At 69.0% G+C, this 18,578-nt stretch carries 17 protein-coding genes; 11 read left to right on the top strand and 6 right to left on the bottom strand.

Annotated features, from left to right (window positions below; translation table 11 throughout):
- The first annotated feature begins 163 nt into the window (after positions 1-163).
- The gene (locus TU34_RS04140; RefSeq protein WP_045821604.1) at positions 164-4,045 is read left to right on the top strand and encodes a Pls/PosA family non-ribosomal peptide synthetase; all 3,882 of its coding nucleotides are present in this window, start codon (positions 164-166) and stop codon (positions 4,043-4,045) included.
- Between the two features lie 3 nt (positions 4,046-4,048).
- On the opposite strand, the gene TU34_RS04135 is transcribed toward TU34_RS04140, so the two are convergent.
- A complete protein-coding gene (locus tag TU34_RS04135; RefSeq protein ID WP_045821603.1) occupies positions 4,049-4,468 on the bottom strand; it encodes a DoxX family protein in 420 nt (139 codons plus the stop codon).
- Positions 4,469-4,605: 137 nt separating this feature from the next.
- Here TU34_RS04135 and TU34_RS04130 point away from each other — a divergent pair, with 137 nt between their 5' ends.
- Entirely contained in the window at positions 4,606-5,961 is a 1,356-nt protein-coding gene (locus TU34_RS04130) for a M1 family metallopeptidase (RefSeq protein WP_238981163.1), read from the top strand.
- 1 nt (position 5,962) lies between these two features.
- Here the strand turns inward: TU34_RS04130 and TU34_RS04125 are convergent, their stop codons facing one another.
- Entirely contained in the window at positions 5,963-6,463 is a 501-nt protein-coding gene (locus TU34_RS04125; protein WP_045821601.1) for a DUF5709 domain-containing protein, read from the bottom strand.
- 68 nt (positions 6,464-6,531) lie between these two features.
- Here TU34_RS04125 and TU34_RS04120 point away from each other — a divergent pair, with 68 nt between their 5' ends.
- A complete protein-coding gene (locus TU34_RS04120) occupies positions 6,532-6,957 on the top strand; it encodes a PPOX class F420-dependent oxidoreductase (protein WP_045821600.1) in 426 nt (141 codons plus the stop codon).
- A gap of 16 nt (positions 6,958-6,973) precedes the next feature.
- On the opposite strand, the gene TU34_RS04115 is transcribed toward TU34_RS04120, so the two are convergent.
- Together TU34_RS04115 and rfbA are read right to left on the bottom strand one after the other, a co-directional pair.
- The gene (locus TU34_RS04115) at positions 6,974-7,600 is read right to left on the bottom strand and encodes a dTDP-4-dehydrorhamnose 3,5-epimerase family protein (protein WP_045821599.1); all 627 of its coding nucleotides are present in this window, start codon (positions 7,598-7,600) and stop codon (positions 6,974-6,976) included.
- A gap of 1 nt (position 7,601) precedes the next feature.
- Entirely contained in the window at positions 7,602-8,471 is an 870-nt protein-coding gene (gene rfbA, locus TU34_RS04110) for a glucose-1-phosphate thymidylyltransferase RfbA (protein ID WP_045821598.1), read from the bottom strand.
- A 93-nt stretch (positions 8,472-8,564) separates the two neighbouring features.
- Between rfbA and rfbB the strand changes: the two genes are divergently transcribed.
- Complete coding sequence (gene rfbB, locus TU34_RS04105; RefSeq protein WP_045821597.1) at positions 8,565-9,569, top strand: dTDP-glucose 4,6-dehydratase; 1,005 nt, start codon at positions 8,565-8,567, stop codon at positions 9,567-9,569.
- On the opposite strand, the gene TU34_RS22230 is transcribed toward rfbB, so the two are convergent.
- The gene (locus TU34_RS22230; RefSeq protein WP_052688720.1) at positions 9,566-10,156 is read right to left on the bottom strand and encodes a TetR/AcrR family transcriptional regulator; all 591 of its coding nucleotides are present in this window, start codon (positions 10,154-10,156) and stop codon (positions 9,566-9,568) included. The two genes, rfbB and TU34_RS22230, sit on opposite strands and share 4 nt — an antisense overlap.
- A gap of 132 nt (positions 10,157-10,288) precedes the next feature.
- On the opposite strand from TU34_RS22230, the gene TU34_RS04095 reads away from it, so the two are divergent.
- The 5 genes from TU34_RS04095 (at position 10,289) to TU34_RS04075 (ending at position 15,699) form a co-directional block, all read left to right on the top strand.
- Positions 10,289-11,842 (top strand): MFS transporter, encoded by a 1,554-nt coding sequence (locus TU34_RS04095; RefSeq protein WP_045821596.1) that lies wholly within the window; start codon positions 10,289-10,291, stop codon positions 11,840-11,842.
- 65 nt (positions 11,843-11,907) lie between these two features.
- The gene (locus TU34_RS04090; RefSeq protein ID WP_045821595.1) at positions 11,908-13,752 is read left to right on the top strand and encodes a hypothetical protein; all 1,845 of its coding nucleotides are present in this window, start codon (positions 11,908-11,910) and stop codon (positions 13,750-13,752) included.
- Positions 13,749-13,973: a hypothetical protein gene (locus TU34_RS04085; RefSeq protein ID WP_045821594.1), complete on the top strand. Its 225-nt coding sequence runs from the start codon at positions 13,749-13,751 to the stop codon at positions 13,971-13,973. Before TU34_RS04090 ends, TU34_RS04085 begins: the two co-directional genes overlap by 4 nt.
- Complete coding sequence (locus TU34_RS04080; RefSeq protein WP_045821593.1) at positions 13,970-15,301, top strand: hypothetical protein; 1,332 nt, start codon at positions 13,970-13,972, stop codon at positions 15,299-15,301. Before TU34_RS04085 ends, TU34_RS04080 begins: the two co-directional genes overlap by 4 nt.
- 32 nt (positions 15,302-15,333) lie before the next feature.
- A complete protein-coding gene (locus TU34_RS04075) occupies positions 15,334-15,699 on the top strand; it encodes a cupin domain-containing protein (protein WP_045821592.1) in 366 nt (121 codons plus the stop codon).
- A gap of 9 nt (positions 15,700-15,708) precedes the next feature.
- Here the strand turns inward: TU34_RS04075 and TU34_RS04070 are convergent, their stop codons facing one another.
- Entirely contained in the window at positions 15,709-16,977 is a 1,269-nt protein-coding gene (locus TU34_RS04070; RefSeq protein ID WP_045821591.1) for an NAD(P)/FAD-dependent oxidoreductase, read from the bottom strand.
- A 156-nt stretch (positions 16,978-17,133) separates the two neighbouring features.
- Between TU34_RS04070 and TU34_RS04065 the strand changes: the two genes are divergently transcribed.
- The gene (locus tag TU34_RS04065; RefSeq protein WP_045821590.1) at positions 17,134-18,027 is read left to right on the top strand and encodes a LysR family transcriptional regulator; all 894 of its coding nucleotides are present in this window, start codon (positions 17,134-17,136) and stop codon (positions 18,025-18,027) included.
- Positions 18,027-18,572 carry a GNAT family N-acetyltransferase gene (locus tag TU34_RS04060; RefSeq protein WP_052688719.1) on the top strand — a complete coding sequence of 182 codons (546 nt, stop codon included), beginning with the start codon at positions 18,027-18,029 and terminating at the stop codon, positions 18,570-18,572. The genes TU34_RS04065 and TU34_RS04060 overlap by 1 nt, the downstream gene beginning before the upstream one ends.
- The last annotated feature ends 6 nt before the right edge of the window (positions 18,573-18,578 follow it).

Here is an 18,578-nt window from a genome sequence, read left to right as displayed (position 1 = left end):
GACCGAACGTAACACCCACCGTCCGAGGTCGTCGTCTGATCGCGCTCGAAGTTCCCCGCCGACACGGCCGTCGGCGTGGCCGACCTCACCGCATCTCTCCGGTCGGGGGCTGCCAGACTGTCATCGCCCGACAGGGCCGTGACCACAGCCGGAAAGGACGTCGGTGACCCACCCGATCCCGCCGCAGTACCTGTTGTCGTCGCAGGCCGGCGACGCCCGCACGCTGATCGACATCCTCACCGAGACCGCTCGTCGCCACCCGGACGCACCCGCCATCGACGACGGCGAGGTGTCGCTGGGCTACGCCGAACTGATCGAGGCGGTCGACGACGGTGCCCGGTGGATGGCGCAGCAGAACATCGGGCGCGGCGATCGGGTCGGCATCCGGATGCCGTCGGGCTCCCGCGAGCTCTACCTCGCGATACTGTCGACGCTCGCCGCCGGCGCCGCCTACGTCCCGGTCGATGTCGACGACCCCGATGAGCGCGCTCAGCTCGTGTTCGGCGAGGCCCAGGTCGCCGCGGTCATCGACAAGTCGGGACTGCACCGCACCGCGTCGGTGCGCAACCGCGACACCGTCGAGGTGCCGGCGTCGGCGTCGTCGATGGCCCCGACACCCGACGACGACGCCTGGATCATCTTCACCTCGGGGTCGACCGGCACCCCGAAGGGTGTCGCGGTCACCCACCGCAACGCCGCCGCGTTCGTCGACGCCGAGGCCGACATGTTCCTCGTCGACGACCCGATCGGTCCGGGGGATCGCGTGCTGGCGGGGCTGTCGGTCGCGTTCGACGCCTCGTGTGAGGAGATGTGGCTCGCGTGGCGCCACGGCGGCTGCCTCGTCCCGGCGCCCCGAGCCCTGGTGCGCAGCGGCATGGATCTCGGTCCGTGGTTGGTCGCCCGCGACATCACCGTGGTCTCCACGGTCCCCACGCTGGCCGCCCTGTGGCCCGCCGAGGCGCTCGAGGCGGTCCGACTGCTGATCTTCGGTGGCGAGGCGTGCCCACCGGAACTCGGTGAGCGCCTGGCCGTCCCGGGCCGCGAGGTGTGGAACACCTACGGCCCCACCGAGGCCACCGTCGTCGCATGTGCCGCACCGCTGACCGGCCAGGGACCGGTCCGCATCGGACTCCCCCTGTGCGGATGGGATCTCGCGGTCGTCGACGCCACCGGCAACCCGGTCGCCGAGGGCGAGACCGGCGAACTCGTCATCGGCGGTGTGGGGCTGGCCCGCTATCTCGATCCGGCCAAGGACGCCGAGAAGTACTCGGCCATGCCCACTCTCGGCTGGGACCGCGCCTACCGCAGCGGCGATCTGGTCCGTCTGGAGGCCGAGGGGCTGATCTTCGCCGGCCGCGCCGACGACCAGGTGAAGGTCGGCGGGCGCCGCATCGAACTCGGCGAGATCGACACCGCGCTGCAGAACCTTCCGGGTGTCGGCGGCGCGGCGGCAGCGGTCCGCAAGACCGCCGCCGGCAACTCGGTGCTCGTCGGCTACCTCGCCTCGACCGATCCCACTTTCGATGTGACGCGGGCGCACGAGATCCTCGCCGAACAACTCCCCGCGGCGATGGTCCCCCGGCTCGCGCTCGTCGACGAACTGCCCACCCGCACCTCGGGCAAGGTCGACCGCAACGCGCTGCCCTGGCCGCTCCCCGGCACGACCGGCGACGCCGACCGCGCCGACCTCGGCCCGACCGCGCAGTGGGTCGCCGACCTGTGGACCGCGGTGCTCGGCGTGGCCATCGTCGACGAGAAGGCGGACTTCTTCAGCGAGGGCGGCAGTTCCCTCGCCGCCGCGCAGCTGGTGACAGCGCTGCGCGAGCGCTACCCCGAGGTGACCGTCGCCGATCTCTACGACCACCCACGGTTGGGGTCACTCGCCGGGATGCTCGACGACCTCAACCCCGGCATCGTCGCCGAGCCCCGCGAGGTGCGCCCGACACCGCGCATCACCGGCATCGCGCAGATCCTGCTGTCGATCCCGCTGACGACCCTCACCGGTCTGCAGTGGGCGACGTGGCTCGGGGTCGCGAACAACGTCGCCGCCGAGTTCACCGACGTGCCGTGGCTCATCTCGGTGAACTGGTGGGTGCTGCTCGCCGCGTTCATAGTGTTCATCACCCCGTTGGGCCGCATGGTGATCGCCACCGTCGGCTGTCGGCTGCTGCTCGCGGGGGTGACGCCGGGAACCTACCCGCGCGGCGGATCGGTGCACCTGCGGCTCTGGGTCGCCGAACGCCTCACCGAGGCCAGCGGCGCATCGAACCTGGCCGGCGCACCGTGGATGATCTACTTCGCCCGGGCGCTGGGCGCCGACATCGCCTCCGGTGTCGATCTGCACTCACTTCCCCCGGTGACCGGGATGATCTCGCTCGGCGAGGGCTGCTCGGTGGAACCCGAGGTCGACCTGGCCGGCTGGTGGATCGACGGCGACGTGGTCCACATCGGCGACATCGAGATCGCCGAGCGCGCCACCGTCGGCAGCCGCTCGACGCTCCTGCCCGGCACCCGCATCGGCCGCGACGCCGTCGTCGCGCCGGGATCGGCGGTGCTCGGCAAGGTGAAGGCGCGTCAGCACTGGGCCGGATCGCCCGCGGTGAAGACCGGTAAGGCCACCACCCCGTGGCCGGCGGAACGACCGCCGCGCGCCAGCTGGTGGGTGCCGGTGTACGGCATCAGCTCCATCCTGTTGGCGGGCATCCCGCTGATCGCCCTGGCCGCGGGCCTGGCGGTGATCGGCACCTGGGCGGCGCGCGCCGACCGTCTGCGCGACGTGGCCCTGCGATCGCTGGCGTTGCTTCCCGCGGCCACCGTCGTGAGCCTGCTCGTGTTCGCGGCGATCACCGCGATCGGTGTGCGCCTGCTGTCCATCGGCATGTCCGTCGGGTACCACCCGGTGCGCTCGCGGGTCGGCTGGCAGGTGTGGGCCACCGAACGGTTGATGGACTCCGCGCGGACCTACCTGTTCCCGCTCTACGCGAGCCTGCTGACACCCGCGTGGTTCCGGTTGCTCGGCGCCGACATCGGGACGGGCACCGAGATCAGCACCGCCCTCGTGATCCCCAAGTTCACCTCGGTCGGCGACGGGGCCTTCCTCGCCGACGACACCATGGTGGCCAGCTACGAACTCGGTGGCGGCTGGATGCACATCGACGAGGCGAAGATCGGGAAGCGCGCCTTCCTCGGCAACTCGGGCATGACCGGTCCGGGACGCAAGGTCCCGAAGAACAGCCTCGTCGCGGTGCTGTCGGCGACGCCGGACAAGGCGAAGTCGGGATCGAGCTGGCTGGGTAGCCCGCCGGTGCGTCTGCGGCGCGCCGTCGCCCAGACCGACACCAGCCGCACCTTCGACCCACCGCGGAAGCTCAAGATCGCGCGCGCGATCGTCGAGACGATGCGGTTGATCCCGGTGATGATCTCCTTCGGCCTCGGACTGTTCGTCCTCATCGGCCTGCAGTACATCGCCTCGCAATCGAACTTCTGGCTCGCCGGCCTGGTCAGCGGCCTGATGCTGCTGGTCGCCGGCGCCGCCGCATGCTGTATCGCGGCCGCCGCGAAGTGGCTGGTGGTGGGCCGGATCGCGGTGGGCGAACACCCACTGTGGAGTTCCTTCGTGTGGCGCAACGAGCTGTCGGACGCGTTCGTCGAGACTGTCGCGGCCCCGTGGTTCGCCAACGCCGCCACCGGCACCCCGATCCTCAACGTGTGGCTGCGGCTGCTCGGCGCGAAGATCGGTCGCGGCGTGTGGTGCGAGACCTATTGGCTTCCCGAGGCCGATCTGGTGACCCTCGGCGACGGCGCCACCATCCAACGCGGCTGCGTGGTGCAGACCCACCTGTTCCACGATCGCGTGATGGCCATGGACCGCGTGACCCTCGGCAACGGTGCCACGCTCGGACCGCACTGCGTCGCGCTACCGGCGGCCGGCCTCGGCGACGCGGCGACCGTCGGCCCCGCGTCGCTGGTGATGCGCGGCGACGTGGTCCCCGACTTCACCCGCTGGCAGGGCAACCCCATCGCGCCCTGGAGCGAGAAGGCATGACGATCAGGTGTTGGCGCGGCCCCGACGGCTCATGACGTATCCGTCGACACCTGTCCTGCCGGTGTTGACCAGACCGACGGCGATGAGCGCCGCGATCAGGGCCAGCGGGAACTCGTATCCGCCGTCGTAGTTCCAGAACCCCTTGTCGACGTGGGCGACGAAGATCGCGCCGATCATGTCGATGATGAGCAGGATCGACACCAGCGGCACGAGGACGCCCAGGATCAGCAGGATGCCGCCGACGAACTCGACCCAGGTCGCGTAGTGGGCACTGAACTCGGGGAACGGCGCGTCCATGGCCGCGAATCCCTTTTGCGTGGCGGCGATTCCGTTGGTGTGCAGCTTCTGCCAGCCGTGCATGATGAAGATGATGCCCAGGATCACCCGTGCGATCAGCGATGTGAGACTTCTCGATGCGCCCATGACCGTTCCTCCTGATGTCCGATTCGCCGGCTCCGGGGCGAACGCTACCGGAGCGGACCCCACAGGTGGCCGGGTAACCTCATTTCACGATCGTGGGCGCCGGGGGCGCACGACACACATGTGCGAGTGGAGGTTTGGTGCCGGACAGCAGTTCTTCGGGTGGGGGTCCGTTACTCGGTGACCCCACCGACGGGATCGATCCCTACCTGCCCAAGAACGGCAACCTCGGATACCGGGTCAGTCGGTACGACCTCGAGCTCGAGTACAAGGTGGCCAGCAACCGCCTGACCGGCACCGCCACGATCACCGCGACCGCCATCAACCACCTCGGACGCTTCTCGCTCGACCTCGCGACGTCACTGTCGGTGTCGCGGGTCTCGGTGAACGGCAAGCGGGCGTCGCGCTACAGCCAGCGGTCCAACAAACTGTCGATCACCCCGGCGACGCCGGCGCCGCCGGGCGCGTCGATGACCGTGGTGATCAAGTACTCGGGCTCACCCAAGCCGATCCGTGGGCCGTGGGGCGAGGTCGGTTTCGAGGAACTCACCGAGGGTGCACTGTGTGCCAACCAGCCCAACGGCGCGGCGTCGTGGTTCCCGTGCGACGACCATCCGTCGTCGAAGGCCTCGTATCGGATCGCCATCACCACCGAGTCGCCGTACCACGCGATCGCGAACGGGACCCTGCAGCGCAAGCGCAACAAGGCCGCGATGACGACGTGGGTCTACGAGCAGGTGGAACCGATGGCGACCTACCTCGCGACCATCTCCATCGGGCCGTACGTGCGGAAGACCCTGGCGACCAAACCGGTGAAGATCCACGCGGTGCTGCCCGAGCGGCTGCGCAGCGGCTTCGAATCCGACTTCGCGCGCCAGGAACAGATGATGACGGCGTTCTGCGACATGTTCGGGCCGTATCCGTTCCCCGGGTACACCGTGGTGGTCACCGACGACAACCTCGAGATCCCGATCGAGGCCCAGGGGATGTCGACATTCGGCGCGAACCACTGCGACGGCAACGGCGGGTCGGAACGCCTCGTCGCCCACGAACTCGCCCACCAGTGGTTCGGCAATTCGCTGACCCTGGCCCGATGGCAGGACATCTGGTTGCACGAGGGGTTCGCCTGCTACAGCGAGTGGCTGTGGGCCGAGTACGCCGGGGACGACACCGCCGACAACCTGGCCCGCCGGCATCATCGGCAGCTCGCGACGTCGCGCAAGGACATCGTGATCGGCGATCCCGGCCCCGAGAAGATGTTCGACGACCGCGTCTACAAACGAGGCGCACTCACCCTGCACGCGCTGCGCGCCACGGTGGGCGACGACGCGTTCTTCGCCCTGCTCAAGGAGTGGACGCGCGAGTACCGCTACAGCTCGGTGAGCACCGACGACTTCACGGCCCTCGCCGCCCGCCACAGCGACACCCCGCTCACGCCGCTGTGGCAGAAGTGGCTGCGGCAGAAGGCGTTGCCCGCCTTCCCCGAACAGCGCTGACTCAGGGGATCTGACCCTCGGGGACGGTGTGCACGGCGGCCTCCTCGGCCGATGCCCCGGCGCCGTCGATGCCGGCGTCGGAGCCGACGGCCTGGTGGGTGGTGTGCGGGTTGACGCCCTCGTCGGGCGAGACGAGTCGGCCTGCGCGGTCGTCGCCGACCTCGTTGTCGAATTCGTCGATCTCGTCGACGGCGTCACTGAGGTCCTCGTCGGCGGGAACCGCGGGCTCGGGGGCGCTGTCCTCGTGGAAGGTCACCTCGGCGGCGGGATCGGGGACTTCTTCGGCGAGGTGCTCCTCGAGGGACTCGCCCTCACGCTGATCCTCCGCGGTGACCCCGTAACGCATTGCCTTGCTCGGCTTCTCCGGCGGGGAGATGCCCTCGTCGAGGATGTCGTCGACACCGCGGTCCACGAGGGTGTCCTCGGGCTGCAGCTGGTCGTCGGAATCGTAGCTGTACTCGTTGTCCGAACCCTCGGAGATGCTCTCGACGTCGTCACTCATCTCTCCACCCTAGCGACGTCGCCCTCGAGGGGGTTGTCGCCGGGACCCGCGGCCGTCATAGTCCACCCATGGCATCGCGATCTGCACTCATCGATCTGATCCGCTCCCACGACCAGGGCGTGCTCGCGACGATCCGCCGCGACGGCCGTCCGCAGCTGTCGACGGTCAACTACGCCTTCGATGCCCGCACCGAGATCCTGCGGGTCTCGATCACCGACGGCCGCGCCAAGACCGCGAACCTGCGGCGCGACCCGCGGGCGGCGCTGCACGTGAGCAGCCCCGACGGGTGGTCGTACGCCGTGGCCGACGGGCCCGCCGAGCTCAGTGCCGTGGCGCAGGCCCCCGACGACGACGCGACCGAAGAACTCGTCGAGTTGTACCGCGCGATCGGCGGCGAGCACCCCGACTGGGACGACTACCGGCGCGCCATGGTCGCCGACCGTCGACTGGTCCTGCGCCTGCACGCCGATCACCTCTACGGTCAGGCCGGCTGACCACGCGCGGCGCGGGTCAGGCGTCGCGGGCGGCGAGACCGCGCAGGTACCTCTCGACGTCGTCGAGGCGGGGCAACGCACCATCGGCGCGGGCCCGGGCCAACGTCGGCGCGGCGGTGTCCTTGTCCGACAGCGAGTACTCCAGCGGCGCACCGTCGCGACCCACCGCGGGCCAGTCGATCCCGACATCGGGGTCGAGTGGGTGGATGCCGTGTTCGCCGCCCGGGTTGTAGCCGGTCGAGCAGAAGTACGAGACCGTCGAGTCGTCCTCGAGGGAGCAGAACGCGTGCCCGAGCCCCTCCGAGAGATAGATCGCGCGTCGGTCGACGTCGTCGAGGACGACGCTGTCCCACTGACCGAACGTGGGCGACCCCTCACGGATGTCGACCACGACGTCGAGGATCGCGCCCCGGGGACACGTGACGTACTTGGCCTGCCCGGGCGGGGTGTCGGCGTAGTGGATGCCGCGCAGCACCCCGGCCGCCGACACCGAGATGTTGACCTGCGCGAGGGTGAAATCGTGGCCGATCAGCTCGGCGAGGACGGGCGCCTTGAACGCCTCGAGGAACACCCCGCGCGGGTCACCGTGCTGCACCGGCGTCAGTTCCCACGACCCGGCGATCGTCAGCGGTCGCACGCGCATGTCAGCTCCCCTGTTCCAGGATGGTCAGCAGGTAGGCGCCGTACCCCGACTTCATCAGGGTCTCGGCCCTGCGCCGCAGTCCGTCCTCGTCGATGAAGCCGCGACGCCACGCGATCTCCTCGGGCACCGCGATCTTGAGGCCCTGCCGTTGTTCGACCGTTCGTACGAAATTTCCGGCGTCCTGCAGCGAGTCGAAGGTACCGGTGTCGAGCCACGCCGTCCCGCGGGGCAGAACGTGCACCGACAGCTTCTCGCGTTCGAGATAGGTCGCGTTGACATCGGTGATCTCCAATTCACCGCGCGGGCTGGGCGTCAGCGACCGCGCGATCTCGATCACGTCGTTGTCGTAGAAGTACAGACCCGGGATCGCGTAGTTCGATCGGGGGTTCACCGGTTTCTCCTGCAGCGCAATCGCTTTGCCGTCGGCGTCGAAATCGACGACGCCGTAGGCGCTCGGCTCGGCCACCCAGTAGGCGAAGATCGATCCGCCGTCGACATCGGTATAGCGCATCAGCTGATCGCCGAGGCCGGGTCCGTAGAAGATGTTGTCACCCAGAACCAGTGCGACGGAATCGTTTCCGATGTGGTCGGCCCCGAGCACGAAGGCCTGCGCCAGGCCGTCGGGCGACGGTTGCACGGCGTAGGTGATCGAGATGCCGAACTGCGATCCGTCACCGAGCAGATGCGAAAAAGCCGCCGCGTCACCGGGAGTGGTGATCACCAGGATGTCGCGGATACCGGCCAGCATCAACGTCGACAACGGGTAGTAGATCATCGGTTTGTCGTAGACCGGCACCAGCTGCTTGCTGACGCCGAGAGTGATCGGATGGAGTCGTGAACCGGTGCCACCGGCCAGGATGATTCCCCGCATGGCGCCACACTATTGCACCGCGCACACACGCGTGAGTCACGCGACCGCGCTACGGGGCCGGTAGTCTTCGCCCTCGAGGGAAGGAGCCACCTGATGCGTGTTCTGGTCACCGGCGGGGCAGGTTTCATCGGCGCCAACTTCGTGTTGCGCACCGTTGAACAGCGTCCCGACGTCGAGATCACCGTGCTCGACAAGCTCACCTATGCGGCCAACCCGGCGACGCTGGCACCGGTCGCCGATCGCATCACCCTGGTCGAGGGCGACGTCGCCGACGCCGCGGTGGTCGATCCGCTCGTCGCCGCGACCGATCTGGTGGTGCACTTCGCCGCCGAGTCGCACAACGACAACTCGCTGGCCGACCCCTCGGCGTTCGTGCACACCAACCTCGTCGGGACCTACACGCTGCTGGAGTCGGTCCGCCGCCACGGCACCCGGTACCACCACATCAGCACCGACGAGGTCTACGGCGACCTCGAACTCGACGACCCCGCACGGTTCACCGAGTCGACGCCCTACAACCCGTCGAGCCCGTACAGCTCCACGAAAGCCGGCAGCGACCTGCTGGTCCGCGCCTGGGTGCGCTCGTTCGGGATCCACGCGACGCTGTCGAACTGCTCGAACAACTACGGGCCGTACCAACACGTCGAGAAGTTCATCCCGCGGCAGATCACGAACGTGTTGAGCGGCCTGCGGCCGAAGCTCTACGGCGCGGGGACGAACGTGCGCGACTGGATCCACGTCGACGATCACAACGACGCCGTGTGGACCATCATCGAGCGCGGCACGGTCGGCGAGACCTACCTGATCGGCGCCGACGGCGAGACCGACAACAAGACCGTCGTCGAGTCGATCCTGACCGTCCTGGGCGAGCCCGCCGACGCCTACGACCACGTCACCGACCGCCCCGGCCACGACATGCGCTACGCCATCGACTCCACCCGGCTGCGTACCGAACTCGGTTGGGCGCCAAGGTATGTCGATTTCACCGCCGGTCTCACCGCGACGATCGACTGGTATCGCGAGAACGCCGACTGGTGGCGCCCGTACAAGGACGGCGTCGAGAGCGGGTACGCGAAGACCGAGAAGGTCCTCGGCTAGACCGACCGGCTCTCGCGCGCTGGGGCGCCCAGCATGCGTAGCACGACGTCGATGACGTCGGACATCGGCGGGATGCCGTGGGAATGGCCGAAGAGCTTGGGTTGGGCCGAACGCAGGAACGTCGCGCTGACCATCAGGTAGGCCGCGGCGCCGGTGTCGACGTCGGAGGTGATGATCCCCGCCTCCTGCAGCGCTCCGAAGTACTCGCCCATCGCGGCGACACCGCGATGCGGACCGAAGTCGTTGGCCGTCACCACCGCCCCCACCTCGTCTCGTAGACCGGCGTCCCCGTGTGCGGCGACCAGCAGTTCGAGGCCGTCGTCGAGGAAGGTGTGCACGGCCGCGACGTACTGCTCGAGCACCGCCCGCACGTCCTCGAGCTCACCGACCACGGTGGGATCCATGTCGTTCCTGAAGGCGAACAGCGGCCGCAGCGCCTCGTCGAACACCGCGGTGAGCAGACCCTGCCGATCACGGAAGTGATAGAAGATCGAGCCCTCGGAAACCCCTGCGCGCGAAGCGACCTCGCGTGTGGTCAACCGTGCGACACCGCGTTCGCGCAGCACCTCGAGCGCGGACGACAACACTTCCTCTCGTCCGATCGCCGGTGGCCTTCCACGTCGCGCCATGGGGCCACACTACCCACCGATTGTCAATTGTTGAGTGCGCACTCAGAATGTGCGACCATCTCCTGAGCTCGCATTCGATCTGGAGGCACCATGGCCCGTAAGTGGCTGACCCTGACCGCCGTATGCACCGGCGTCTTCATGCTCCTGCTCGACGTCACGATCGTGAACGTCGCGCTGCCCGACATCCAGAGGGACCTGGACTCGAACCTGTCCGACCTGCAGTGGGTCGTCGACGCCTACGCGTTGTCGCTGGCCGCGCTGCTGCTGACCTCGGGCACCATCGCCGACATCGTCGGCCGCCGACTGGTGTTCGCCACCGGCATCGTCGTCTTCACCGTCGGCTCGCTGGCGTGCGGACTCGCGCCGAACATCCTCACGCTGATCATCGCCCGACTCGCCCAGGGCGTCGGCGGCGCGATCATGTTCGCCACCGCCCTGGCCCTGCTCGCCCAGGCGTTCGCGCCGCGGGAGCGTGGCATCGCGTTCGGCGTCTTCGGTGCGGTCACCGGCGTCTCGGTCGCGGTCGGCCCGGTCCTCGGCGGCGTTCTCACCACCGGTCTGTCGTGGCACTGGATCTTCTTCGTCAACATACCGGTCGGCATCATCGCGCTCGTCATCACCATCGTCGGCGTCGACGAGTCGAAGGCCCCGGGCACCCACAAGATCGACTGGCTCGGCTGCGTGACCTTCAGTGCCGCACTGGCGTTCCTGGTCTTCGGGCTCATCCGCAGCCACGCCGACGGGTGGGGTTCGCTGCAGGTCTCCGGTTCGCTGATCGCCGCCGCCGTGCTGTTGATCGCGTTCGCCGTGGTCGAGCGCACCGTCGCCGAACCGATGGTCGACGCGTCGCTGTTCCGTGTACCCACCTTCACCGGAGGACTCATCGCCGCGTGGGCCATCTCGGCCTCGATGTTCTCGCTGCTGACCTACATCGTGATCTACCTGCAGGGCACCATGGGCTACTCGGCGTTGCAGGCGGGTCTGTACTTCCTGCCGTTCTCCGGACTGGTCTTCGTGTCAGCCGCCGTCGCCGGTCGCCTCTCGGACAAGGTCCCCGCGCGGTGGCTCATCACGCCCGGCTTCATCCTCGTGGGCATCGGCCTGCTGCTCATGCGCGGCACCGACCCCACCGGCGGCTGGACCCAGTTCATCCCGGGCTTCATCGTCGCCGGCGTCGGTACCGGTCTGATCAACGTGCCGCTGGCCTCGACCGCCGTCGGGGTGGTCGAGCAGGCACGCGCCGGCATGGCCTCGGGCATGAACTCGACGTTCCGTCAGATCGGCATCGCCACCGGTGTCGCGCTGCTCGGCAGCCTGCTCGCCTCGCGCCTGAGCGACAACGTGCAGTCGGCACTGGCCGGCACCCCGCTCGCCGACAAGGGCCGCGAGATCGGTGACGCCGTCGCCAACGGCGCCGCCGCCCAGGTCATCGACTCCGTCCCCGCGCCGCTGCGGGCGATGGTCGCCGAACGCGCAGGACGCGGATATGCCGACGCGCTCGACCTGATCCTGCTGATCGCGGCGTGCATCGCCGGGATCGCGGCGGTGAGCGCAGCGTTCCTCATCCGCTCGAAGGACTTCCACGCGGCGCGTGTCGAGGCAGGTCAGACACCCCAGGAGGACCTCACACCCGTCGACGGGTGAGGGTGGTTCACCCGAAACGCACGATTTCATGGACATGACAACGGCGGTTGTTCAATACTGAGACCATGACAACACCGGTTGATGCGGTTCTCGCGGTCGAGGGCTCCGAGGGTGGCGGCGCGGCCCTCGACCAGGTTTTCGGTATGAGTGTCGCGGCGGCCGTGGTCTCGGTGGCGCTGCTGTGGATCGGGTGGCGCCACCGGACCCGTCAGATCACCTGGCTGACGTCGCTGGGCGAGTGGGCCGGACGTCGCCTCAACCGACCGCCGTGGGCCGCGCTGCCCGTGTTCCTGTTCGTCTCCACGATCATCTGCGCGTTGTTCGGGTTCCTGTGGGACGTGAGCCTGCACGTGGGCAAGGGCCGCGACGCCGGACCGCTCGCCAACCCTGCGCACTACTTCATCCTCGTCGGCCTGTTCCTGCTGTTCATCGCGGGAATGCTGTCGATCTTCCTGCCGTACGACAAGCCCGGCCGCGCCGCGGTCCGCATCACCCGCACCTGGCACGCACCGGTCGGCGGCATCCTGCTCGCGGGCTCCGGCCTGTACGCGCTGATCGGGTTCCCCCTCGACGACATCTGGCATCGCATCTTCGGCCAGGACGTCACCCTGTGGGGTCCCACCCACCTCATGCTCATCGGCGGCGCCGGCATGTCGCTGATCGGCGTGCTGCTCCTCGAGCGCGAGGGCCGCGCCGCCATGGGCGACGACGCCCCGGCCGACGGACGCGGCATGTGGCTGACCCGGTGTCTGGCCTTCGGTGGCCTGCTCATCGGACTGTCGGTGTTCCAGATCGAGTACGACTTCGGCATCGAGCAGTTCCGACTCGTGTTGCAGCCCATGATGATCGCCGGCGCGGCCGCCTTCGCGCTGATCGCCGCCCGGATCACCCTGGGCCGTGGCGCCGCTCTGATCGCCGCGGTGTTCGCCGCCGTCATCCGGGGCGTCGTCGCGCTCGTCGTCGGCCCCGGCCTCGGCGCACCGATCAACGTCTTCGCTCTCTACCTCGGCCCGGCCGTGGTGATCGAGCTCCTCGCTCTCACACCCCTCATCCGCAAGCCGGTGTGGTTCGGCGTCGTCGGCGGCCTCGGCATCGCCACCGCGGGCCTGTACCTCGAATCGCTCTGGATCGACGCGGTGTACCACTACCCGTGGCCGGTCGGCATGTGGCCCGAGGCGCTCGCCATGGCGATCCCGGTCGCCGTCGGGATGGGACTCTGCGGTGCGCTTCTCGGCATCATCCTCACCGGCGAACGCCTGCCGCGACCGGGGTGGGCGACCGTCGCCGTCGCGGTCACCGTGCTCGTGATCGGCGGCGCCGTGGCCAACGGTCTGCGGACCACGGTGCCCGAGAACGCCAGTGCCACCATCACCTTGAGCCCGGCTCCGAGTGTGGACGGCGAGACCCGCGCCACCGCCGTCGTCGCGATCACGCCCAAGGATCTGGTGAGCGACGACCCCGAGTGGGTGACCATGCTGGCCTGGCAGGGCGGTCTCGACAAGTCCCGCGGGCTCATCATCGACCCGCTGGAGAAGATCGGGCCCGGGCTGTACCGCTCGACACGGTCGGTGCCGACGTCGGGCTCGTGGAAGACGTTGCTGCGCGTCCAGGACGGGACCACCATGACCGCGGTCCCGGTGTATCTGCCCGCCGACCCGGGCATCGGCGCCGAGGAGGTGCCGGCGGAACCGAGGATGACCCGCGACTTCGTCCGCGAGATCACGATCCTGCAGCGCGAGCGCACCTTCGACTACCCCAGCTGGCTCTACGGTGCGGCATCGCTGGTCGTCGGGGTCTGCTCGTTGCTGCTGATCACCGCGATGGCGTGGGGTGCCGCGCGCATCAACCGCAACGACGCCACCCCGGTGCGCTCGACGAGCGAGCGGCCGAAGGTGGGGCCGCGCCCGTGACGACCACGACGACGCTGGCGTCGCATTCGCTGCTGTTGGCGCTGCCCGCGTTCGTCCCCGCCGTCCTGCTGGTCGGCGTGATCGTGTTCATCGCGGTGCGGGATCGACGGCGCGGCGACGACGAGGACATCGAGACCGACTCCCCGGCCGACGTCGACTCTGCGGGGATCGACTCACCCGGTGTCGATCCCGCCGACAACGATCCGGCCGAACGGCATTGAGCCAGAGCACGATCCTGGCGCATGGGCTGGGTGCGGAATACCTTCCGCTGCCCTACACCTACGCCCCGATCGGTGGTGCCTGGGCGTTGACGGCGTCGTTCGCGATCGTCGCCTTCGCCTGGAAAACAACGCGATTGGATCCGCGGACCTCGGGCATCGGGCTGCCGGCGGCGGTGACGCGACTGGTCGACTCGCGCGGCGTGCGTGCGGTCGTTGCCGGGTTCGCGCTGCTGTTCACGGTGTGGGTCGCGCTGGCGGCCGTCGCGGGCAGCGACGATCCCGAGATCAACCCGCTCCCCGGCGTCTTCTACGTGCTGCTGTGGGTCGGGCTGGTGGTCCTGTCGGTGCTGATCGGACCGGTGTGGCGGGTCATCTCGCCGGTCCGGACCGTGACACGGCTGCTCTCGACCCTGCCGATCGGTGCGACGGCGCGGCGCGCATACCCGGAGTCGTGGGGGCACCGGCCCGCCGCGGTCGGGCTCGCCGCGTTCGTGTGGCTGGAGCTCGCCTCGCCCGATCCCGATGCGCTGATCGGCATCCGGATCTGGTTGGTGGTGTACGTCGTGGCCATGGCCGTCGGTGGGCTGCTCACCGGCACGCGGTGGTTCGCCCGCGCCGACCCGTTCGAGACCTACGGCGTCGTCGCGTCACGCATCGCACCGTTCTGGCGTGACGACTCGGGCCGGATCGTGATGGGCAATCCGCTGGCGCATCTGTCGACGCTGCCCGAACGACCCGGCATGCTCGCGGTGATGGCGGTGCTGCTGGGTTCGACGGCGTTCGACAGCTTCTCGTCGTTCCCGGTGTGGCAGCGCACCATCGACGATCTCGGCGAGGGCACCGCGATCGCATCGGTGGTGTCGACGGTGACGCTCGCCGGTTTCATCGCGGTGGTGGCGGTGACGTTCTGGGCGTCGACCCGCGCCACCGGCGGCGTGACGCCCCAGCAGCGGCGACGCCTGCCGGTGCAGATGACGCACACGCTCATCCCGATCGTGGTCGGGTACATCCTCGCCCACTACCTGAACTACATCGTCGAGCGCAGCCAGCTGGTGTTCGCCTCGCTCGCCGATCCCCTCGACCGCGGCTGGAACGTGTTGTGGTTGGGCGACATCCACCCCGAGTACGTGCTGTCGTCGCACCCCACGGTGTCGTCGACGCTCAAGCTCGTGTTCGTCGTCGGCGGCCACATCGCCGCCGTGGTCGCGGCACACGACGCGTCACTGCGACTTCTTCCCCGCCGCCACCGGCTCACCGGCCAGCTCGCGTTGATGCTGACGATGGTCGGCTACACGTTCCTCGGGCTGTATCTGCTGTTCGGCGGCTGACCTGATCGCCACCTCGGTGGCATCCTCGTGTCATGGCATCCAGCTCTGTTGTGACCCTCGCCGCCGCCTTCGGCCAGTTGTCCGAGACGTGGTCGCCGAAGATCGCCGCCCAGCTCAACGACTACGACGTGAAGGTCGTCAAGATCGAGGGCGACTTCGTGTGGCACAGCCACGACGACACCGACGAGTTGTTCCTCGTCGTCGAGGGCACGCTCACGATCCAGATGCGTGACCGCGACGTCGTGGTGGAGGCCGGCGAACTGTTCGTCGTCCCGCGCGGTGTCGAACACTGCCCCCGCGCCGACAACGAGGTGCGGGCGCTGCTCATCGAACCTCGGGGTGTCGTCAACACCGGTGACGCCGGCGGCGACCTCACCACCGAGGCCGTGCGCCTCTGACCGATCCGGTCAGCCGGCGATGCGTTCGCGGTGCTCCTGCGGCGTGCGGGTCACCTCGGCGAAGCCCGGGCGGGCGGTGCCGAGGAACGACCGGATCCAGGCGACGACCGCCTTCGCCCGGTTGCCCATGCCCGCGAGGTAGTAGAGGTGCACCGCGAGCCAGGCGCCGAAGGCGAGCAGGCCGCGGAAGGTGATCCGCTCGGTCAGCTTCGCGACCGCGCGTCCGCGGCTGATGATCGACATCGACCCCTTGTCGAGGTAGTGGAACGCGCTGCCGGGGTAGAGCTTGCGCGTGATGATGTCGACGGCGTGGCGCCCCTGCTGCATGGCGACCGGGCTCTGGCCGGGGTAGTCGTGCAGCGATGTCATGTCGCCGATGGCGTAGATGTTGGCGACGCCGCCGACGGTGAGATCGTCGTTGACGAGCAGGCGTCCGGCGCGGTCGGTGTCGCACCCGGTCGCCTCGGCCAGGACTCCGGCGAAGCCGCTCGCGGCGACGCCGGCCGACCACACGACGGTGTCGGTGGTGATCTTGCGGGTCGCGGCGCCGTCGTGGACGTCGATGGTGACGACGCCGTCGGCGATGTCGGTGACCATCGATCCGGTGAGCACCTCGACGCCGGCCTTCTCCAACGATGCGCGGGTGTAGTCGCTCAGCCCGCCGCCGAACGCGGGCAGCACCTCGTCGAGTCCCTCGACCACGGTGATGGCCACCTCGCGGTGTTCGTGCCGGCGCGCCAACTCGGCGATCTGCCCGGCGACCTCGACACCGGTCGCACCCGCACCGACCACGACGAACGTGGTGGCCGCGGTGTCCTGAGCGGGAGCGTTGAAGCATGCGCGCAGGTGCGCGCGCAGACGGGTGGCGTCGTCGATGGTCTTGAGGGCGAAGGTGCGATCGGCGTACTCGTCGCGCCCGAAGTAGCTCTGCGCGGCACCGGTCGCGGCGATCAGCGAGCCGTAGCGGACGCGGTGGTCACGTCCGTCGGCGCGGTAGGTGAGGACGGCGGGCATCGCGTCGACCGCGGTGACCTCGCCCTCGACGACCTCGACGTCGCGGTGCCGGCGCAGCAGTGCGTCGGTGCGGGGCGCGATGTCGTCGCGGTGCAGGACACCGGTCGCCACCTGGTAGAGCAGGGGCTGGAAGAGGTATTCGGGGGTGCTCGAGATCAGCAGGGCGCTCTTGCCGCGACCGCGCAGTCGGCGCGCTGCGGCCAGTCCGCCGAAGCCCGAACCGACGATCACCACGTCGTAGTAGGTCGCATCGTCTGTACGCATCTCGTTCTCCCTCGCTTTCCGATCACTTCTACTCATGACCAACATCCATGGTGCTGCGGTTTGATCCCGTCGTCACGCGCGTTTCTCAGATGGAACTCATCGCGATCACTCATGAATGGCGGTAACGTTCCCAGGGGACGACACCCGGAGGCCCGAATGGAACTGCGCCAGCTCACCTATTTCGTCGCCGTGTGCGACGAGCTGAGCTTCAGTCGCGCCGCGCAGCGGACGTTCATCTCGCAGTCGGCGATCAGTCATCAGATCGCCCGCCTCGAACGCGACCTCGGGGCCACCCTGCTCGAACGGTCGACCCGTGCGGTCAGCGTGACCGAGGCCGGGGAACGTCTCCTGCCCATCGCGCGCCAGATCATCGACCTCGAGAACCGCGCGTACGCGGCCGTACGTGATCCCGGCTCGCGGGTTCGACTGGCGGCCAACATGACCTTCGCGCGGCGGTCGTTGGCCGCCATCGCCGCGGTTCGCGAACGTCACCCGGGCGTCGAGATCGAATTCGTCATCAAGAGTTTCCAGCAGCGGGTCGATGCCGTGGTGTCCGGCGACGTCGACATCGCACTCATCCGTGGCACCATCGTCGACAGCCGCCTGCACGTGTCACAACTGTGGGTGGAAGAGCTGACGGTGGCCATGTCGGAGAAGCATCCGCTCGCCGGCACCGCCGATGTCGCGTTGGCCGACCTGGCGCGCCACCCGCTGATCATGCCGCCGCAGAAGCAGCAGGTGTTGCTGCACACCGTGATCCGCGACGCGTTCGCCGACGTCGGTCTCACGCCGCGCTACGGCCCACCCGTGCCCGCCGACCACACCGCGACCCTGGAACTGATCAACCAGCCCGACGCGTGGACGGTGCTCTACGACGAGCCGCCCGGATCGGCGATCGCCCGACTACGAGAACGTGAAGGGCGACTGCGTATCCCGGTGAGCGCGCTGATGCGCGTCGATGCGCGGCACGAGAACGCCACCGGTGCGCGGGGGGCGATCATGACCGACCTGATGCGATCGCTCGGGCACGGCGACGGGGCGGTGGGCTGATGGACTGGCCGCGCACCATCCCGATCCTCACCGACGGCGTGATCACCCTGCGGCCCCTCGAGGTCGACGACGTCGATGCGGTGATGGCCACCTCCCTCGACCCCGATTCGGCGGCGTTCACCTCGATCCCGAGCCCGTACACCCGCGCCGACGCGGTCGAGTTCGTCGACGCGTCGGCATCGAAGGTGTGGCCGGGGTTCGAGGTGGCCATCGCCGACGCCGACGATGCGCTGATCGGTACCTGCGGCCTGCGCATCCGCGACGAGGAGTCGGCCGTCACCGAGATCGGGTACATGGTGTCGCCGTGGGCGCGCGGACACGGGATCGCCACCCGCGCGACGGTGTTGCTCGTCGACTACTCGTGGTCGATCGGCGCCCAGCGCATCGCGTTGAACGCCGACGCCGACAACCCGGCGTCGTGCCGGGTAGCCGCGCGGTGCGGGTTCGTCGAGGAGGGCGTGCTCCGATCGGTGCGCCTCGGCACCGACGGCCGCCGCCATGACGTCGTCCTCCACGGCCTCCTCCCCACCGACCCCCGCCCCTGACCCTTG

It is taken from the genome of Williamsia herbipolensis (assembly GCF_000964005.1).
Taxonomy (GTDB): domain Bacteria; phylum Actinomycetota; class Actinomycetes; order Mycobacteriales; family Mycobacteriaceae; genus Williamsia_A; species Williamsia_A herbipolensis.
Note: the sequence above shows the minus strand (reverse complement) of the source record. Positions and strands in the feature narration are given on the sequence as shown.

Bases quoted from the DNA above. Each gene is read 5' to 3' on its own strand.
- TU34_RS04135 (WP_045821603.1), bottom strand. From the start codon at position 4,468: ATGGGCGCATCGAGAAGTCTCACATCGCTGATCGCACGGGTGATCCTG.
- TU34_RS04125 (WP_045821601.1), bottom strand. From the start codon at position 6,463: ATGAGTGACGACGTCGAGAGCATCTCCGAGGGTTCGGACAACGAGTAC.
- TU34_RS04120 (WP_045821600.1), top strand. From the start codon at position 6,532: ATGGCATCGCGATCTGCACTCATCGATCTGATCCGCTCCCACGACCAG.
- TU34_RS04115 (WP_045821599.1), bottom strand. From the start codon at position 7,600: ATGCGCGTGCGACCGCTGACGATCGCCGGGTCGTGGGAACTGACGCCG.
- rfbA (WP_045821598.1), bottom strand. From the start codon at position 8,471: ATGCGGGGAATCATCCTGGCCGGTGGCACCGGTTCACGACTCCATCCG.
- rfbB (WP_045821597.1), top strand. From the start codon at position 8,565: ATGCGTGTTCTGGTCACCGGCGGGGCAGGTTTCATCGGCGCCAACTTC.
- TU34_RS04095 (WP_045821596.1), top strand. From the start codon at position 10,289: ATGGCCCGTAAGTGGCTGACCCTGACCGCCGTATGCACCGGCGTCTTC.
- TU34_RS04090 (WP_045821595.1), top strand. From the start codon at position 11,908: ATGACAACACCGGTTGATGCGGTTCTCGCGGTCGAGGGCTCCGAGGGT.
- TU34_RS04075 (WP_045821592.1), top strand. From the start codon at position 15,334: ATGGCATCCAGCTCTGTTGTGACCCTCGCCGCCGCCTTCGGCCAGTTG.
- TU34_RS04070 (WP_045821591.1), bottom strand. From the start codon at position 16,977: ATGCGTACAGACGATGCGACCTACTACGACGTGGTGATCGTCGGTTCG.
- TU34_RS04065 (WP_045821590.1), top strand. From the start codon at position 17,134: ATGGAACTGCGCCAGCTCACCTATTTCGTCGCCGTGTGCGACGAGCTG.
- TU34_RS04060 (WP_052688719.1), top strand. From the start codon at position 18,027: ATGGACTGGCCGCGCACCATCCCGATCCTCACCGACGGCGTGATCACC.